This is a genomic window from Microbispora sp. KK1-11, assembly GCF_006874435.1.
Taxonomy (GTDB): Bacteria; Actinomycetota; Actinomycetes; order Streptosporangiales; family Streptosporangiaceae; genus Microbispora; species Microbispora catharanthi.
Window position 1 is genome coordinate 27,368 of the sequence record NZ_VIRJ01000048.1, and the last position, 16,407, is coordinate 43,774.

Below are 16,407 nucleotides of genomic sequence, written 5' to 3' on the forward strand. Positions count from 1 at the left end.
ACGGTCATGGCGGAGACTCCCATTGATACGACGCAGTACAAAAATGTCCAGGCCACCTGCCCTGCGGGGACGAAACTCGTCGGCGGCGGAGCTCACATCGGATACGTCTCCATCCCCCTTTCCCAGGCGGAGGCGTCTGCGCAGGCGAACTCCTACTCCGCCGCGGCGTATGCCGACGGCGCGACACAAGACCCATGGAACCTGAACGTCACGGCGATCTGCGCCGACGTCAGCGTCGTCCTGAACCTCCAGTACGTCAATCGCAGCACGCCCGTGGACGACACGGACGCCAAGTCGGTGACCGTCCAGTGCCCCAGCACTCTGCGCGTGCTCAGCACCGGCTTCAGGATCATCGGCGGTAAGGGCGACATCCGGCCGATAGGCACGTCGCTCAGCGAGCCCGCATCCTCCATCTCGGCGGTGTCACCGAACACCGCGGTGACGGCGAGCGCAGTCGAAAAGCCGGGCTACACGGGCACGTGGGGCATCAACGCCTCGGCCGTCTGCGGGACGCCCAGCTCGAATTACGAGGTGAGAACGGCGATCGACACGGTCGTCGTAGACCCTCCAGCCACACCGTTCCCGTGGAGAGCCGCGGTGGCGAAATGCGCACCGGGAAAGCAGCTTTACGGAATAGCGGGCCGGATCGATGGAGCAGCCCCGAGATACGTGGCGCTTCAAGCTTTCATCGTGGATTACGCTCCGGAAGGTACGGTCTTGCTGCAGGCTATAGCGGAAGTCCCGAATACGCCTCCGTGGTCGGTGACAGCGAGCGCGATCTGCGGTTAACCTCAACCTTTCGTGGCCGTCCGGTGGCCTGGCTGATCGGTTCGGCTGGAGTGTGAGCTCGCGGTCGTGGTCAGCCTGGTCGCCCGGCTGTTGCGCCGGGTGGGCGGGGTTCCACGGGCCCGCGGGGGTGTCCTTCCTGGTCGTCGGGGCGGGTTGGTGCTGGTCAGGTCGGGGCCGGGCGCGCCTGAAGCCGGGCGATAGCGGTGAACCAGTTGGCCGGCCCAGGGCCAGGACGCGGCGATGCGCAGGCGGAGACGCCGTCCACCGCGAACCAGCCGCGCGGCGATGGCGAACAGATGCGGCCGCAGCCGTTTCGGTTCGTAGCGGCGGGCCGGTCCGCCCAGGGCGAGCATCTGCATCCGGGCCAGGAGTTCGCAGGCCAGGGCGACGATCTCCACCCAGATCTGGTTCTGGGCGAAGTCGTGCAGGGGCAGGTTGCGCAGCCGGGTGTCCTTGGCGGTGCGGATGCGGTCTTGGCAGCGGGCGCGGCTGCGGTGGCGTAGTTCCAGGTCGGCGAGCTGACCCGTGTGGTGTTGGTGACGAAGCAGGTGAAGTGGTGCCTGTCGATGTCGGTGAAGCGCAACTGGGCACCGGGGTGGGGGCGCTCTTTGCGCACGATCAGGCGCATCCCCTTGGGCCAGCCGTCTAGCTTCACCAGGCCGGTCAGCTCGGCCACCCAGGCACCGGGGCGTACCTTGCCCTCGGCATCGTAGCGAGTGTCCACGCCTGCTCAGGCAGGGCCAGGATCGCCTGCTGGACCTCCTCGGTGAGGGTCAACCCGATCGAGTACGACAGCCGCCGCCCGGGCCGGGACAGTAAGGACAGGAACTGGTGGGTGCCGCCGCCGGAGTCAGCGCGAATCAGCACCTGCCGGCGGCCGAGCCGTCTGCGGACATCGTGATCTTGCGCCGGGACGCGATAGTCGTCACTCGGAAAGTGCCTTCTGAACTGGTGCGGACAGGACTCTAGACAAGAGCAATCCTCCCAGCTCAAAGGCACTTTTCTCACGTGAACGATCAAGCCCGCTTGAATTTTCCGCGAAAGCCCGGAGCCAGCGCCCGCGATCTCGTGATGATCGGCGTCGGCCGCCTATTCCCCTCGTTAACCAAGCGGTGCAGCGGTGGCCGCGTTCATCGCGAGTCCGGATGCGCTCTCGGCGCCCTGAATTTGATGAGCCGAGCAGGGCTGCGTTGACCGGGTGACCCGCCCGATCCCCACCGCTCGCGCACCCCGGCGGACTCAAGGCGTTGGCCCGGGTCGAGTTCGAGGCATCGGCACCCCCTGGCCGGGCCGAGCCTGGGTGCGGTTCTCCCGCCGTCGACCATCACAGGGGATGAACGCGCGCATGGAGGCGGCCGCGACAGCACGGCTGACCGACGCGCCGGCCGGATCAACGAGACGGCGGAACGGCCCCCATGCAGGGCACCCAGGTGGACTTCTTCCTGTTGTACTCGTCGGATGCTTTCGTCATCGGCTCGCCGCGGCGGGGAACTACTTCGCGGCCAACTGCCACCAGGACGGGCAGGCCTCGCACCGCCAGACCAACGGGCTACCTGTTCTGACGGTCAGCGGGGGCAATGGGCAGCAACCGGACAGGTCGACGGCGGACCAGGACGAGCGAGTAAGAGGGCCAGGTCGCCCGGCCCCCTCTCACACCACCGGACATGCGGGCCCGCATCCGGCGGTTCGTCAAGCCTTTGACCTGTGACAGTGCCGGCTGCGCGGTTGCGAGGCAGGCCGACGTCGTCCCAGTGAACGTTGTGCGGAGCGCGCTGGAAAACGGCAGAACCTCACGACCCACCGGCGAAGGAGAAGCCAGCTGCCTTTGCTGGAGGTCACGGCCTTCCGAGGCAGCACTCCGTCGGACGGTCAGCTTTGGCCGTCGGTAGTCCGAATCAGTACCGCTTCGACCGGGCAGCACTCCGCGATGTCTCGTATCAGACCGAGGTCCCGCTCCTCCGGTCTCGGCCGGAGGACCTTGGCTATCCTGCCGTGTTCGTCCGATCCGAAGATATGCGGAGCCATGGCCTGACAGAGCCCCGAGCCGACACAACGATCCGCCGAGATAGCCACCATCTCTCCCCGTGATATCCCGTTCGGTGCTGATTCGCCGTCGACTGGGTTGCCTTGAAGCACCATATTCGTCCTAGAAGAGGGTGACAGGTAGTTCACTCAGGCCGCGCGTCAGCAGACTGGGCCGGTAAATCAGGCTCTCGTGCGGGACCGCCAGCTTCATCTGCGGGAACCGGGTGAGTATCGCGGAGATCCCGATCCTCGACTGAAGCCGGGCCAGCGAGGCCCCGATGCAGTTATGGATGCCGTGCCCGAAGCCGACATGGCGAGGCCCGTTACGCCCGAGGATCAGCCGGTCCGGTTCGTCCCAAATGGAAGCGTCGCGATTGGCCGACAGGAGGACCGGAACCACCACCGCCCCTGCCGGCAGACGCGTTCCCCCGAACTCGAGCTCCTCGCGGGCGAACCGGAACGACGCCCACTGAATCCCACCCTGATAGCGTATGAACTCCTCAACCGCCCTCGCCGGTCCGATTTCCGGAGCCGTGAGGGCGGGGTACTGGTCGGGGAACTCGAAGAGCGCCGCCAGGGCGTTACCGATCAGATTCTGCGTGGTCTCATATCCAGCCAGGACGAGAATGCCCAGCGTGGCCACCAGTTCGGCCTCGCTCAGCCGACCGTCGTTCTCCTCCTCCGCGGCCACGAGACGTGAGACGAGGTCGTCACCCCGCGATTCACGGCGTGCGTTCACGAGACCACGGGCGTAGTCCATGAGTTTGCGCATCGCCTCTGGGACCTGCTTGGCCGCCTCGGCCTCCACACTAGTGACCGCCTGGGTCTGTCGCAGGACATACTGCCGGTCCTCGGGGGGCACGCCGAGGATGCGACCGATGACCGCGGAAGGCAGGATCGTGGTGTACTGGGTCACCAGTTCGGCGTCCGCGTTCCGCGCCAGCTGGTTCAGCAGGATATCGGTCTCCGCACGCGCCGCCTCTTCCCACCGGGTGACTGCGGAAGCGGTGAAAGCCGACATTGCGAGTCGCCGAATCCGGGTGTGCTGAGGTGGGTCCACCAATGGCAGCGAGAACTCCATCTCCGTGCCTCGGCCCAGGGTCAGCCCCGCGTCCTTGAACTCGCTTGACGCGTAGGAGGAGTCCGTGCTGAACCGGTCGTCGGTCAGCAGCGTCCGCACGTCGGCATAACGGGTCACCATCCACATGGGCACATTGCCGTATGGGAAAACGCAGGCGTGCACGGGGTCGTTGTCCCGCAGCCAGGCGTAGGTCGGGTGCGGGTTCTGCAAGAACTCTGGGGTGAACAGCTCTGTGGGCTTCTCCATCGAGAGCTCCCATCATTGGTGCGGTGTGACGGGAGACACAATCTCTGGCACACCAGCACCTGGACAACAGGGTCGCCCCTAAGTGGTAACCCCAATGATTCGCCTCTCAACGGGTGGCGTATCCAACAAGATGCACGTGAGAAACCGTCGAGGATCCCCGCCCAGGTGGAGGAGCCCGCGGATCCACCTTCGTCTCGCCGTCCGCGGTGGCGTAGGTTTCCGACAGTCGCCTCCGCCTCCGGCCGTGCATCAATTCAATCCGGAAACCGGATGCGGCTCGCGGATATGGAGGAGATGCGAGGAGCACCGCGATTATCGTGCTCGACTCAGGCAATCGACGAAGTCGGTCGACTCGTTGGGAAACGAGCCACCTCTGCCGCACACGCCACACCGGCGGAAATCTCATATTTTGGGGTTGCCCTTCGAATTTTTTGGGGGTGAGACCCACATGGGGAGCGATCTGTCGAGATGGAGACTGGACGAGATCCCGGTCACGCGAGTCCGCTGCGGTTCGTACCTATGCGTCGACGGTGCGTGCGACACGACGGAGGGTTGGGCGGAAGTTGCTCGCACTCACCCCTGCCGGCACTTCGCCCAGGAGGGGGCTCATGTTGGCCTCGATGTCGGACCTATGGGAGCGGGAGAGTGAGCGGGAGACGCTCTCCGAGGTGATCGATGCCGCTCGATCGGGCACGAGCAGGCTCGTCCTGGTTGAGGGGCCCGGTGGAATGGGCAAGACGGCTCTGCTGAGGGCGGCGGGGACGACGGCCGCCTCGGCAGGGCTGCAGGTGCTGCGCGCCAGAGGGTCGGATCTAGAGCGGGCCTTCGGCTTCGGTATCGTCCGCCAGCTGTTCGAGCCCGCTTTGGCTCTCGCCGACGCCACGCAGAGGACCCGCTGGTTGCAGGGGCCGGCTCACGGCGCGACAGCGGTGCTCGGTCCGCCGGGAGAAGAGGCAGCGCCAGTCGGCGACTTCGCCGTCCTGCACAGTCTCTACTGGCTGACCGCGAACATGTGCGGCGACTCCCCCCGAGCAATCATCATCGATGATCTACACCTCGCCGATATGGCGTCATTACGGTTTCTGGCATACCTGCTGCCACGGATCGAGGGTCTGCCGATCGGCATCATGCTGGGCACCCGCAACGGAGATGCGCGAGCCGAGCAGGATCTGCTGGCTTACATCACCACGGATCCGGCCGCGCGGGTGCTGAAATTGCGCCCGTTGAGCCTGGACGCGTCCGCCAGGGTGGTACGGGGCGTGGTCGGACTCGCGGCGGACGACGCCTTCTGCCTGGCGTGCCACGAACTGGCCGGAGGGAACCCCCTCCTGCTCCGGGAACTGGCCGTCGCCGCTGCGGCACAGGCGATTCCGGCCACCGCCGATGGAGCGTCACGGCTTCCCGCCGCAGCCGGAACCGCCATCGGTCGCCGGGTGAGCCTTCAGCTCTCCACGCTGCCCCCGGAGGCGACCGCCCTGGTCCATGCGGCGGCGATCCTGGACGACGGGGCCAGGATCGCCGAGACCGCCGTCGTGGCAGGAGTCGACGTGGCGAAGGCGTGGGATGTCCACTCCTCGCTGGTGGCGGCGGGCATCCTGTGTGGAGGAGAGCCGGTCGGCTTCGTCCATCCCATTGTCCAGGCGGCCGTCTACGATCTGATCGATCGGACGGAGCGTGCTCGCCTCCACCGGCTCGCCGCGCGGGTGCTTGCCACAGGCGATGCGACGGCCCAGCGCGTCGCGGCTCACCTCGTACGGACCCCTCCCGCGGGAGACCCCGAGGTCGTAGGCGCTCTCAGAGCCGGGGCGACCGAGGCGCTCACTCGCGCCGCACCCGAGAGCGCACTGGCCTATTTGGAGCGGGCGCTACAGGAATGCTCCACGGACAAGGAGGAGCAAGCGGACCTGCTGAGGGAGGCAGGTGGCATCGCCATGCTCATCGACGGCCGCAAGGCGATCGACTACCTCACACGGGCGTTGGAAACGACCGAGCCGGCGGAAGCCCGGGGAGCGATCGCGGACACGCTCGCGCGTGCGCTCTTCACAGTCGGCCGCAACCGCGACGCCATGACGATCCTCCACGAGGCCGTCTCCCGGCTCGGTCACGAGCACCCCGACCTGCGCCGCCGCCTCCAGGCCAACCTGCTCAACGTCACGCTCTCGAACGCCGGGTTGCACAACGTCGCGGAGGAACTGGTGATGGAGCTTCGGGACGCACCGTCGCAGCCCGGCCTCGGCGGACACATGCTGGACGCGCTCATCGGCTGGTACGAGGGCATCGCCCTGCTCGATCACGAGCGGGCCCTCAGGTGCACCGGACGCGCGTTCGGCGACGGGCTCTTCGTCGAGAAGGCCACTGCCACGGAGGCGTTCGCCGACGCCGTATGGACGCTGATCAGCGCGGACCAGGGCGACGTCCTCGGGATTCTCGACGTGGCCCTCGCCCACTCGCATCGGAGCGGCTCCACGTACGGCGCCTCGGCCGTGCTCGCCTTCCGCGCCCTGGCGTGGCTGCGTCAGGGATCTCTCATCGAGGCCGAGATCGACGCGCGCGAGTCGATGAGGCTCGCGGAAACGGTCCGCCTCGACGTCATCCGGCCCCTGGTGGCCAGTCATCTGGCCGACACGCTCATGGAACGCGGCGAGAACGAGGCGGCGGCGCAGGCCCTGAACTGGGCGGGCGAGGCCGGTCTTCCGAGTGCCGCGGCGCAGACGTGCTGGACCCAGGCCAGTCGTGGCCGCCTGCTCATCCGTGAAGGCAAGTTGGAGGAGGGCGCCGAGGCTCTTGTCGACTGCGGTCGCCGTTACGAGTCCTACGGCTGGCGTAATCCCGCCTACCTCGACTGGCGAGCGGATGCCGCGACCGCACTCCACACCCTGGGTTGTGAGACGGAGGCGCGAGAGCTGGCCACCGATACCGTCGAGCTCGCCCGCCGCTGGCGGGCGCCCCGCGCCCTTGGCCAGGCTCTTCGGGTCGCCGGCAGCCTTGCCCGCGACGAGACGGGACTGACGATGCTCCGCGACGCCGTGAAGATCCTCCAACCCTCACCCGCACAACTCGAGCACGCCAAAGCCCTGCACGCCCTCGGGGCCGCGCTCCGTCGCGCCAACAAGCGGGGCGAAGCACGGGCTTGCCTGGCCAAGGCGCTTGACCTCGCCGACCGCGCCGGCGCCGTCCCCCTCGTCGAACAGACGCGCGCCGAGCTGCGGGCGTCCGGCGGCCGTCCCCGCCGCACCGCCATCACGGGCCCCGGTGCCCTCACCCCCAGTGAACGGCGGGTGGCCGTACTCGCCGCCGCCGGCCACACCAACCGGGTCATCGCCCAGCGACTCTTCGTCACCACCAAAACCGTCGAGGTGCACCTCAGCAGCGTGTACCGCAAGCTCGGCATCACCCGCCGATATCAGCTGTCCAAGCAGGATCAACTGCTGGCCGGCGCCGACACCACGCCTTCCCTCGGATGAACAGGAGACTCCACCGAAGATGCCGCAAATCCCCGCCGAGCCTTTCACAGACGAATATTTCCAGAATCCTCATCCCACCTGGGCGTGGCTCCGGCAGAACTCCCCTGCTCTTCCGGTGACGTTCCCTGGCACAGGCGTGCGGGTATGGCTGATTTCGCGTTACGAGGACATTCAGAAGATCCTGAGCGACAGCCGTATGTTCAGCTCGGACTCCGCATCCGCCACGGACCATTTCCGTACGGCCGGACTCGCGATCGGTCCGGGCACGGCATGGGAGAACGCGCCCGCTTTCTCCGATCCACCAGACCACACGCGGATTCGGCGTCTGTTCTCCCCCGCCTTCGCCGCCAGGCGCGTGGCAGGCCTGGCCGGCACCTTGCAGAAGAACTTCGATCAGATCCTCGACCTCCTGCCATCGAGCGAAGAGTCCGAACTCCTGGGATCTGTCGCCTATCCGTTCTCCATCGCCACGATCGGCGACATCCTCGGGGCCCCGCTGGAGGACCACGAGGAGTTGCAGCGCTTGGCGTCCGAGGCCGTACACCCGGACCGAGCGCGATCGTTGGCGGCCATCACCCTGTTACTCGACCGTGCCCGCGCTTTCGTGGCGGAGCGACGGGCGCATCCACGCGACGACCTGCTCTCGGAGCTCATCCGGTCCGAGGAAGCGGAAGAGGCTCTCACGGAAGCTGAGCTGGTCGGAACGGTCGGCGTGCTGGTCGTGGCGGGATACAACACCACGGCGAACCTCATCGGCAACGGCGTTCTAGCGCTGCTGGACCACGAGGATCAGCTGCGCCTCCTCCGGGACCGGCCTTCACTGATCGGCAGCGCGATCGAAGAGATCCTGCGCTACGAAAGCCCCGCCGCGACGTCCTTGTGGCGCTTCCCTAGAACAGAGGTCACGATCGGAACGACGCGTATACCGGCAGGGGAGCCAATCCTTCTCCTGCTCGGGTCGGCCAACCGGGACCCGTCTGCCTTCGCCGATGCCGACTCGTTTCTCATCACACGGCCCTCCGGTCCTCATGTGACCTTCGGTCACGGAATCCACTTCTGCCTCGGCGCTCCGCTTGCCCGGCTGGCCGGCAAAACGGCTATCTCCTCCTTGATAGCGAAATTTCCTGACATCAGATTGGCCTGCCCTCGGGATGGGTTGCGCTACCGGCCCGCGCTGATCGATCGCGCTCTCGTCGAGCTTCCCGTCAGGCTGGGACCGGCCCGAGTCGCTCCGACGTGCGGCGCGAGGGCTGGACAGTAGACGCGAGATCCCTCCGTTCGGAGGGATCCTCCCAGCACCATGCGCGGCGGTCAGGTCCGCCGCCGGCCCGCCCTCACCGACCTGCTGACGACAAGGTCTCCGCGCTGACAGCCCTTTTCGCCGAGGGATCGTCGCACGGAGACCTTGCCGTTAATCGATCTATGAAAAGCGCCACCTCCGCCGTACGCCGAATTTCTCGGCCACATCAGCTCTGGCAGACCGAAGGCTTCTTCTGGGCGTTCGCCATCAATCTACTCAGCACTGCGGAGTCGAAGGCGAGGGAGAAATGATCCAGCCCAGGGTTGTCGGTGAGTGTGAAATGGTGACAGGGCATCGCGCTCCACGCCTGAATGGCGTTGTTGGTGATGTCCTCCTCATTTCCGTCGCCGTCCCGGGTGAAGACCGGCAGGGCAGCATCGAAGACCTGACCGACCGTCAGATCGTGCAGGGTGACGCCGACGAGAGTGGGGATCCCCGACCCCTTCTCCGCGTAGACGTCGACGTTCGGAAGATTCGTGGAGGCGGGGAGGATGCTCATGGGGTTTCCGTCCCGGAAGCGCACGAAGCCGATGTAGTAGTCCGCGATTTTCGCCGCCTCCGGCGGCATGCCGGGGGCGGTGACGAGTGCATGGTAGTCAGCCGGCGTGTACTGCTTCCCCGTGCCGGCGTCCGCGATGACGACTTCACCGGTGCCGAAGGTCGACGGCGCCGCGGCGCTCATGTACGTCGACGGTGCGGAGATCAACATCCGCGCGCTGCTTTCCGCGATCTCCTGCGTGTCAGGCAGCGTGAACGTGGTGAGGTTGAGGCCGGTGAACAGATACCCGTACATCGCACCCTGGCCGGGGAAGTTGCCGGCGATCGGCGTGAACCCCTGAATGTACTTCTCCTTCCAGCTCTCCGAGGAGTGGGTGAGCAGGTACTGGGCGTACAGCGGACCGTTGGAGTGGCCGACCAGGTGAACGCGACGGTGGCCGTTGGCCGCATACGTCTGCTCGATCAGCTGCCGCGTTCGGACGAGGAAACCGCCCATGTCGGGAGTGAGGCGGGAGTCGTACCCGGCGACGCGGATGCTGACGTCCCTTCTCCAGCCGGCTTGCTCGAGTGAGGCGTACAACTGCTCGTATGCTGGAGCGCTGGCGGTCGTGCCGTAGTCGGACATGGTGACGGTTACGCCGCGCTGATTGGAGAACCGGTCCGGCATGTGGAGGCTGGGGTCGCCGTCATAGCGCAAGGTCATGAGCTTGTCCATGCAGACCCGGCTGAAGGTCGGGCTGGGCGTTGGGTTCGGATACCAGTCCTCGAAGCTCCCGGACGCGGGGCAGGACGGATCGACCTGCTGCTTCTGCACGTTCACCATAAGCCTGGTGAAGTGGAAGGCGGGAAACAGAACGATCGGCGTCCGCGGCGGAATGGATTGAGCAGCGGCGGCTCCGGCGAACATCCTCAATGTCGCAACCGACAACACTAATGCCACAAGAATGCGGCATAAGCAACGAAAAGCGGGCATGACCTTCTCCTTGATTCGTGTTTCTCAGACTCAGTCTGCGGCACGCGTTGGAAGTCATGCCTCGGAGAAATCCCTTAACGCCTACCCCAAGGGTAATTACGAGTATCAGGAGCCCCTGCCGGCGACGAAGACGGTGATGAGGGCGGAGGTAATGGCGTTTGGTTCATCTACCGACTCCTCTCACATTTTCAGCTCGGACGGGAGTGACCGTCAGCCGACGGCACCGGCCACCAGCGCCTTGATCTGATCCCTCCGATTGATGCCCAGCTTGCGGTAGCACTGCTGGAGATAGTTGTCCACGGTCCGCCGGGACAGGTGCAGACGCTCAGCGATCTGCTTGCTGGGCAGTCCCTCTGCCGCGAGCAGCGCGACCTCCCGCTCGCGATCGGTCATCGTACGCGAGGTCGTCTGCGTGAAGGTCAACATGGGGCTGCGCGCCTGCTCGCAGGCGCGCAGGGCCGACCATGCCTGCTCGCGCATACGGATTGCCGGCCGCCCTTCACCCCGGCGTCCGTAGCAGCGGCTGCTCTCCGCCCAGGCCTCCGCGGCGAACAGCGCCGCGCCCATGCCGTTGAAGGCGGCACCGGCCTCAGACAGCGCCTTGGGATCGTGATGGGCGGCCGCCTCGATCATGTCGAGCCTGGCCGTCAGGAAGGGACCTTCGACCGCCGGGCGCAGGTTGCGCACCAGAGGGAGAGCCACAGCTCCGCGTCCGAGCCGGGCCAGCGTGTGCAGTGCCGCCACCGCCACCGTCCGGGTGCCGGAGGCGCAGGACGTCTCGGCCACGGCCAGGAGCTGCCTCTCCGCGTGCGGGATCCGTCCTTCGGCGGCGGCCAGCCAGGCGAGGGCGATCCGCTCCATTCCCGCCAGGTTCCGCACCGGCCCGGATGCGGCCGTATTCAACTCGGCCGCCACGTCGCGGGCCGCCGCGCGGCTTCCCAGATGGATCTCGGCCTCGAGCAGCAAGGCGAGAGGCCATCGCCGCCTGCTCGGCAAGGCCGCTCCGTACAACTCCGCCGAGCGCCGTAGCCACCGTCGTGCGGTCCGCGGCCTGCCCTGGCTGAGGGCGATGTGGCCGCGGCACAGGGCGGCCAGAGCCTCGCCGATGACGAGATCACGGCGGTGGCACTCCCTCCACATGCGTACGGCGAGGGCCTCGGCCTCGCACAACCGTCCGGCAAAGGACAGCGAGACGATTCTCACGACCTCGTCCACGTGCGGAGCCCACTGAACCAACCCGCCGTCGACCGTTCTGGCGTAGAGCGGAACCGCACGTTCCATGAGTTCCAGGCAGCTCGCTGGGCGTGCGTCCCAGGTCAGGGCCGTCCCCTCGGTGAGAGCGGCGAGGGTGAAGGTGCGTGGATCCCGGCTGCGCAGCAGCGGGGCAGTCAGTGCGAAGGCCGCTTCGGGCTCGCCGCTTAAGAGGCGCAGCCGCGCCTCGTGCGCGGTGACCTCGTCCGCACAGTCCGATCCCGCCACTCTGGCCGCCGTCTCGGCGGCGACCTGTGCGGCGCGCTCGCCGGCTTCCAGCCCGCCGAGGAGGTTCTCGCTGCGGACGATGCCGATGGCGGCGAGGTCGTGTGGCAGGTCCGCCCGTGTCATGGCCGTCGCGAGCACCGACTCGGCCTCCTCGGCCCGCCCCTGGCCGACAAGAGCGTGTCCCAGGAGAAGGCGCGCCCGCACTCCGCCGTCCACGGCTTTGGCCGCTCGCGCCAAGCGGACGGCCGAGGATGAGTCATGGACGTTGACGCTGATCGCGGCGGCACGCGCGAGCATGTCGGGGTCCACGACCTCCCCGGCCTGCAGCCACCAGTCGGCGACGCGGGCGAGATCGACCTGGCGTCGCATCCCCGTACGGACGACGGCGTCGGCGAGCATGACCATCAGCCGGCGCCTCTCGAAGGTGGAGACCCCGAGCACGGCCTCTTCGAGCAGCGGGTGGGTGAGACTCACCTCCCTGCGCAGCTCGTGCCTCCGCACCTCGACGAGGCGGCGGTCCTCCAGGTCCCGCAGGGCTTCCTCCCCGGCCAACTCGCACAGCAGTCGATATCCGAGCGGCTCGCCCAGGGCCACCAGGCGCAGTGCCAGGTTCGCCTCCGGAGACAGCGCCTTGACCCGTTCACCGGCGACCATGTCCATCAGGTACGGCGGCACCATGAGCGGCCGTTCCAGCACCCAGCCGCGCTCACCGTCCACACAGAGACTGCCCGTGCCGGCCCCGTAGGCGATCAGCTCGCGGAGAACGAGAGGGTTTCCCGCTGACAGCCGGCGCAGTTCGCGGAGGACCGCTGCGTCCTTTCTCCCCGGCAGCGCCTGAGCGATCAAGTCCTCCATGTCCTCTTCGGGCAGCGGCTCCAGCCTCAGCCGCAGCGCTCGTTCGTCCTTCCACAACGGGATGAGCGCGTCAGGAAGCCGATCACCCGAACGAGCGATGACGAGAGCCACCACCTTGCCGATGAGAGTCAGCTGGTGGGTGAGCACCGCGGATGCGCTGTCCAGATTGTGTGCATCGTCCACCAACAGGATCAGACGACCGCCTGTGTGTCCCGCCAGCAACGCCTCCCGGGCGGACGGCAACACCATGGCGTCGGGAACATCCAGACGCGGCAGCAGAGGAGCGAAAGCGCCCAGCGGCAACGAGGCCGCCGCAGGAGTGGCCGATACCCTCAGGACCGTACCTCCGCCCGGACCCACTCGTGTGATCGCCTCGTCGGCCAGCCGGGTCTTGCCGACCCCGATGTCTCCCACGAGGAAGACGACCGAGTGTTCACGGTGGGAAACAGCGCCGACGAGCGCCTGGACCTTCGCTTCCCGTCCCACGAAACGCCATGCTCCGACGACATCGCGCTCCCGCACGCACACGGTCACCGCTCCGATCCCGCGCCTGAAGACCTCCCACAACCCCGCCTCCGACGTCGGCGGGAGAACCCCGCGATGAGAGTCCTGACACAGGATGGAATGGCCGCCAGCCTGAGGACATCGTGGCCGTCCCGTAGCCGATCCCCAAAGTTTCGCTCGGCACCCCCAAGCCCCGCTGCCCGGCTTGACACATCCAGCCCGAAAACCAAACGATGATGCCATTGTGATCACCGAGGACCTCCGCCTGCCGTCACGAAGGCCCTTTCCGCCCTCGCATGCGCTGGAGGCCGCCTGACGTCCATGACGTCCTCGCTGCCGGAAGAAGCCGCGACCGAGTTCGACGCGCTCGTCGTCGGCGCCGGCTTCGCGGGGCAAGGTGCCGGACCTGCCGGGCCTGGGCACCTTCCGCGGCCGGCGGTACCAGACGGCTCGCACGGAAGAGCGGGCCACCGAGTTCGAGTGCAGGGGGGTGCACGGCGGGATCGGGTTCCTGTCCAGCCGCAACGACCTGCTCTTATTCGAGCAGGCCAAACAGTTCGCGGCCGATTTCGCACGAGACGAGATCCTGGGAAGCGTCGACGACCAGAAGCCCTACTACTCCGGCAAGCACAAGCGCCACAGGGCGAACGTCCAGGTTCTTGCCGATCCTGCAGGCCACCTGGTCTGGGCCTCTGCGGCTCCTCCCGGGGGCGTGAACGACCTGACCGTAGCTCACATCGCAGGTCTGATCGATGCTCTGACCGCCAACGACGTGATGATCTTTGCCGACAAGGGCTACCAAGGTGCGGGAGCAGGGTTCGTACCCCGTTCAAGGGCCATCGGCACCGCCCCGCTGTCACGTGGGCAGAAGGACGCCAACCGAGCACACGCGCGCCCCGATAGCGTTTTGTGATTGCGTGTCGTCTTTGAGATGGGATGGGGGCAGGCAAGGATTACAGGGTGCTGCGAGACCTACTGGTGGAACGTGAGGACGAGACTGCGACGATGTCCGCCGGGATAACGTCTGCTCGGGAGAGGGCCGGTGCCTGTGTCGTAGTGGTGGGCGCCGCGGGAATCGGCAAGACTCGGCTGCTCGACGAAGCCCGTTGGATGGCGGCGGACGCGGATATGCGGGTGTTGTCCGCGCGAGGGGCGCATCTTGAGCGTGGATACGCGTTCGGGCTGGTCCGGCAGCTGTTCGAGGGCGCGCTGAGGAGAGCAGACGCGGCCGAACGTGAGCGATGGCTGTCGGGTGCGGCGGCCGTCGCCGGGCGCCTCTTGGCGGGGGCCGACGGCGAGCAGCAGAGCGAGATGAGCCTCCTCCACAGCCTGTTCTGGCTCACCGCCAACGTCTGCCAGGAAGGTCCCGTCCTGCTGGTGGTCGACGACCTGCACTGGGCGGACGAGCCGTCATTACGCTTCCTGGCCTACCTCCAGCAGCGGTTGTACGACATGCCGCTTTTCATCGCCGCCGCGACCCGGCCGTCCGATCCGTCGGCCGCGATGGACCTGCTGGACTTCGTCCTCACGCATCCGGAATGCCGGATCCTGCAACCGAAGCCGCTGAGCCCGCAAGCCGTCGGCGTCGTCCTGACGGAAATCCTCGGAGAAAGCCCCAAGCCCACCCTCTTGTCAGCCTGCCACGCCGCCGCGGCGGGGAACCCCCTCCTCGTGAAAGAGGTGGCCCGCGCTCTCGCCTCGGAACGCGACGACAGCGCGATCGAGGTCGACGACGTCCGACTCCGCGACATCGGAACCAAGGCGGTGTCCAGGCGCGTTTCGATCGAGCTGCGGCGGCTGTCGCCGACGGCCCGGCGCGTCGCCGAGGCCGTGGCCGTGCTCGGCGGGCATGCCGACCCGCGCCATGTCGCCGCCGTCACGGCGCTCGATTGGGCGCAGGCGGACCGGGCATTGAACGAACTGGGGAGCGCACATATCCTCCGCGGGGCAGGTGGGGAAGAGGCTGTGGCCGAGTTCGTGCACCCGCTGGTCCGCTCGGCCGTGTACGAGCAGATGGACCCGAGCGAACGCATCCGATGCCATCTGGCCGCGGCGACGCTCCTGACGCGGGAAGGTCATCGGGCGGAGGAAACGGCAAGCCATCTTCTATGCGTCCCGAATCTCCCCGGTGAGCACGCGAGGATGCTGCGGCGAGCCGGAACGGAGGCGCTGGCCAATGGTGCGCCGGAGGCCGCCCACGCCTACCTGGTCCATGCCCTCACCGCGGAGATAACCCTGGCGGAACGGCTGGAGACACTCAAGGACGCCATCGGCGTGGGTGCTCTCGTGGATGTGGAAGCGGGACTCGATCATCTCGCCGTCGCTCTCCGGCTGATCGATGACCCGGTCCAGGTTGCGGAGTTCGTCGCCCTGGTGGGGCTCGCGAAACTGCTGGTAGGCCGAGCCGAGGAGATGACCGAGGAGCTGATCGCGATCATCGCAGACCTGCCTGAGGACTGCGATGACCTGCGGCGCGGCCTGGAAGCGATCCTGCTGGACGTCCCTCTGGTCGTCGTCGGTTTCGACAGTATCTCCCAGCGGGTGGAGATGCTGCGCCAGTTGCCCGCCTCCCGCACGATCAACGCGGCGCTCCTGGAGTGCATGATCGCCGGGCACGAGTGCTACGCCGGGGACGCTCGAGGGCTGGACCGCGCCCGTAAGGCACTGGCCCATCCGCAGATGCTGGAAGCCGCGACCAGGGGAGCGTCCGCGAGCGTCCCTGGGTATATCGCTTTGATGCTCGGCGACCTGCGTGAGGGTATGAACGCCTACGGCGAGCTGGTCACCGAGGCACGCAGGCAGGGGTCGATGGTGGCCCTCGGCTTGGCGCTCACCTATCGGGGGATGGGCTGGCTGCGGATGGGCGAGCTGGCCGAGGCGGAAAGCGACCTCCGTGAAGTGATCGAGCTGCATCGGATCACGTCGATGGGGGTCGCGCTCCCGCTCGCGCGGGGCTTGCTCGCCGAGGTCCTGCTCGAGAAGGGCCAGATCGACGAGGCGTCAGAGGTCATCACACAGGTCAGCCTTCCCACATCGCTGTTGCAGGACGGAATGTTCTTCCCCTGCCTGCACATCCAAGCCAGGATCTTGGCCGCTCAGGGCAGGTACGAGGCGGCGCTGGAGGCGGCGGTCGAAACAGGGAAACGGTTCGCCGTTCACAACGGCGGCAACCCCGCGCTCGTGGCCTGGCGCT

9 protein-coding genes and 1 pseudogene are annotated in these 16,407 nt (G+C 67.1%); 5 read left to right on the top strand and 5 right to left on the bottom strand.

The window, feature by feature from the left end; all coding sequences use genetic code 11:
- Positions 1-6 precede the first annotated feature (6 nt).
- Complete coding sequence (locus FLW16_RS40350; protein ID WP_142566267.1) at positions 7-789, top strand: hypothetical protein; 783 nt, start codon at positions 7-9, stop codon at positions 787-789.
- 163 nt (positions 790-952) lie between these two features.
- Here FLW16_RS40350 and FLW16_RS40355 read toward each other — a convergent pair.
- The 3 genes and pseudogenes from FLW16_RS40355 to FLW16_RS40370 form a co-directional block, all read right to left on the bottom strand.
- A pseudogene (locus FLW16_RS40355) lies at positions 953-1,662 on the bottom strand (transposase); the annotation flags it as partial.
- Positions 1,663-2,658: 996 nt separating this feature from the next.
- Positions 2,659-2,928 (bottom strand): ferredoxin, encoded by a 270-nt coding sequence (locus FLW16_RS46400; RefSeq protein ID WP_142566268.1) that lies wholly within the window; start codon positions 2,926-2,928, stop codon positions 2,659-2,661.
- Between the two features lie 7 nt (positions 2,929-2,935).
- The gene (locus FLW16_RS40370; RefSeq protein WP_142566269.1) at positions 2,936-4,141 is read right to left on the bottom strand and encodes a cytochrome P450; all 1,206 of its coding nucleotides are present in this window, start codon (positions 4,139-4,141) and stop codon (positions 2,936-2,938) included.
- Positions 4,142-4,761: 620 nt separating this feature from the next.
- Between FLW16_RS40370 and FLW16_RS40375 the strand changes: the two genes are divergently transcribed.
- Together FLW16_RS40375 and FLW16_RS40380 are read left to right on the top strand one after the other, a co-directional pair.
- The gene (locus FLW16_RS40375) at positions 4,762-7,605 is read left to right on the top strand and encodes an AAA family ATPase (RefSeq protein WP_185949815.1); all 2,844 of its coding nucleotides are present in this window, start codon (positions 4,762-4,764) and stop codon (positions 7,603-7,605) included.
- A 19-nt stretch (positions 7,606-7,624) separates the two neighbouring features.
- Positions 7,625-8,866, top strand: a complete 1,242-nt coding sequence (locus tag FLW16_RS40380) for a cytochrome P450 (protein WP_142566271.1) — start codon at positions 7,625-7,627, stop codon at positions 8,864-8,866.
- A gap of 205 nt (positions 8,867-9,071) precedes the next feature.
- On the opposite strand, the gene FLW16_RS40385 is transcribed toward FLW16_RS40380, so the two are convergent.
- Together FLW16_RS40385 and FLW16_RS40390 are read right to left on the bottom strand one after the other, a co-directional pair.
- A complete protein-coding gene (locus FLW16_RS40385) occupies positions 9,072-10,376 on the bottom strand; it encodes a lipase/acyltransferase domain-containing protein (RefSeq protein WP_142566272.1) in 1,305 nt (434 codons plus the stop codon).
- Between the two features lie 210 nt (positions 10,377-10,586).
- The gene (locus FLW16_RS40390) at positions 10,587-13,196 is read right to left on the bottom strand and encodes a LuxR C-terminal-related transcriptional regulator (RefSeq protein WP_142566273.1); all 2,610 of its coding nucleotides are present in this window, start codon (positions 13,194-13,196) and stop codon (positions 10,587-10,589) included.
- 415 nt (positions 13,197-13,611) lie between these two features.
- Between FLW16_RS40390 and FLW16_RS46405 the strand changes: the two genes are divergently transcribed.
- Together FLW16_RS46405 and FLW16_RS40400 are read left to right on the top strand one after the other, a co-directional pair.
- Positions 13,612-14,127 carry a transposase family protein gene (locus FLW16_RS46405; protein ID WP_396687146.1) on the top strand — a complete coding sequence of 172 codons (516 nt, stop codon included), beginning with the start codon at positions 13,612-13,614 and terminating at the stop codon, positions 14,125-14,127.
- 47 nt (positions 14,128-14,174) lie between these two features.
- On the top strand, positions 14,175-16,407 hold a 2,233-nt coding region (locus FLW16_RS40400), incomplete at its 3' end, for an AAA family ATPase (RefSeq protein ID WP_185949816.1).

Excerpts from the sequence above, each read along its gene's own strand:
- FLW16_RS40385 (WP_142566272.1), bottom strand. The coding sequence starts at position 10,376 with ATGCCCGCTTTTCGTTGCTTATGCCGCATTCTTGTGGCATTAGTGTTG.
- FLW16_RS40350 (WP_142566267.1), top strand. The coding sequence starts at position 7 with ATGGCGGAGACTCCCATTGATACGACGCAGTACAAAAATGTCCAGGCC.
- FLW16_RS40370 (WP_142566269.1), bottom strand. The coding sequence starts at position 4,141 with ATGGAGAAGCCCACAGAGCTGTTCACCCCAGAGTTCTTGCAGAACCCG.
- FLW16_RS40375 (WP_185949815.1), top strand. The coding sequence starts at position 4,762 with ATGTCGGACCTATGGGAGCGGGAGAGTGAGCGGGAGACGCTCTCCGAG.
- FLW16_RS40380 (WP_142566271.1), top strand. The coding sequence starts at position 7,625 with ATGCCGCAAATCCCCGCCGAGCCTTTCACAGACGAATATTTCCAGAAT.
- FLW16_RS46400 (WP_142566268.1), bottom strand. The coding sequence starts at position 2,928 with ATGGTGCTTCAAGGCAACCCAGTCGACGGCGAATCAGCACCGAACGGG.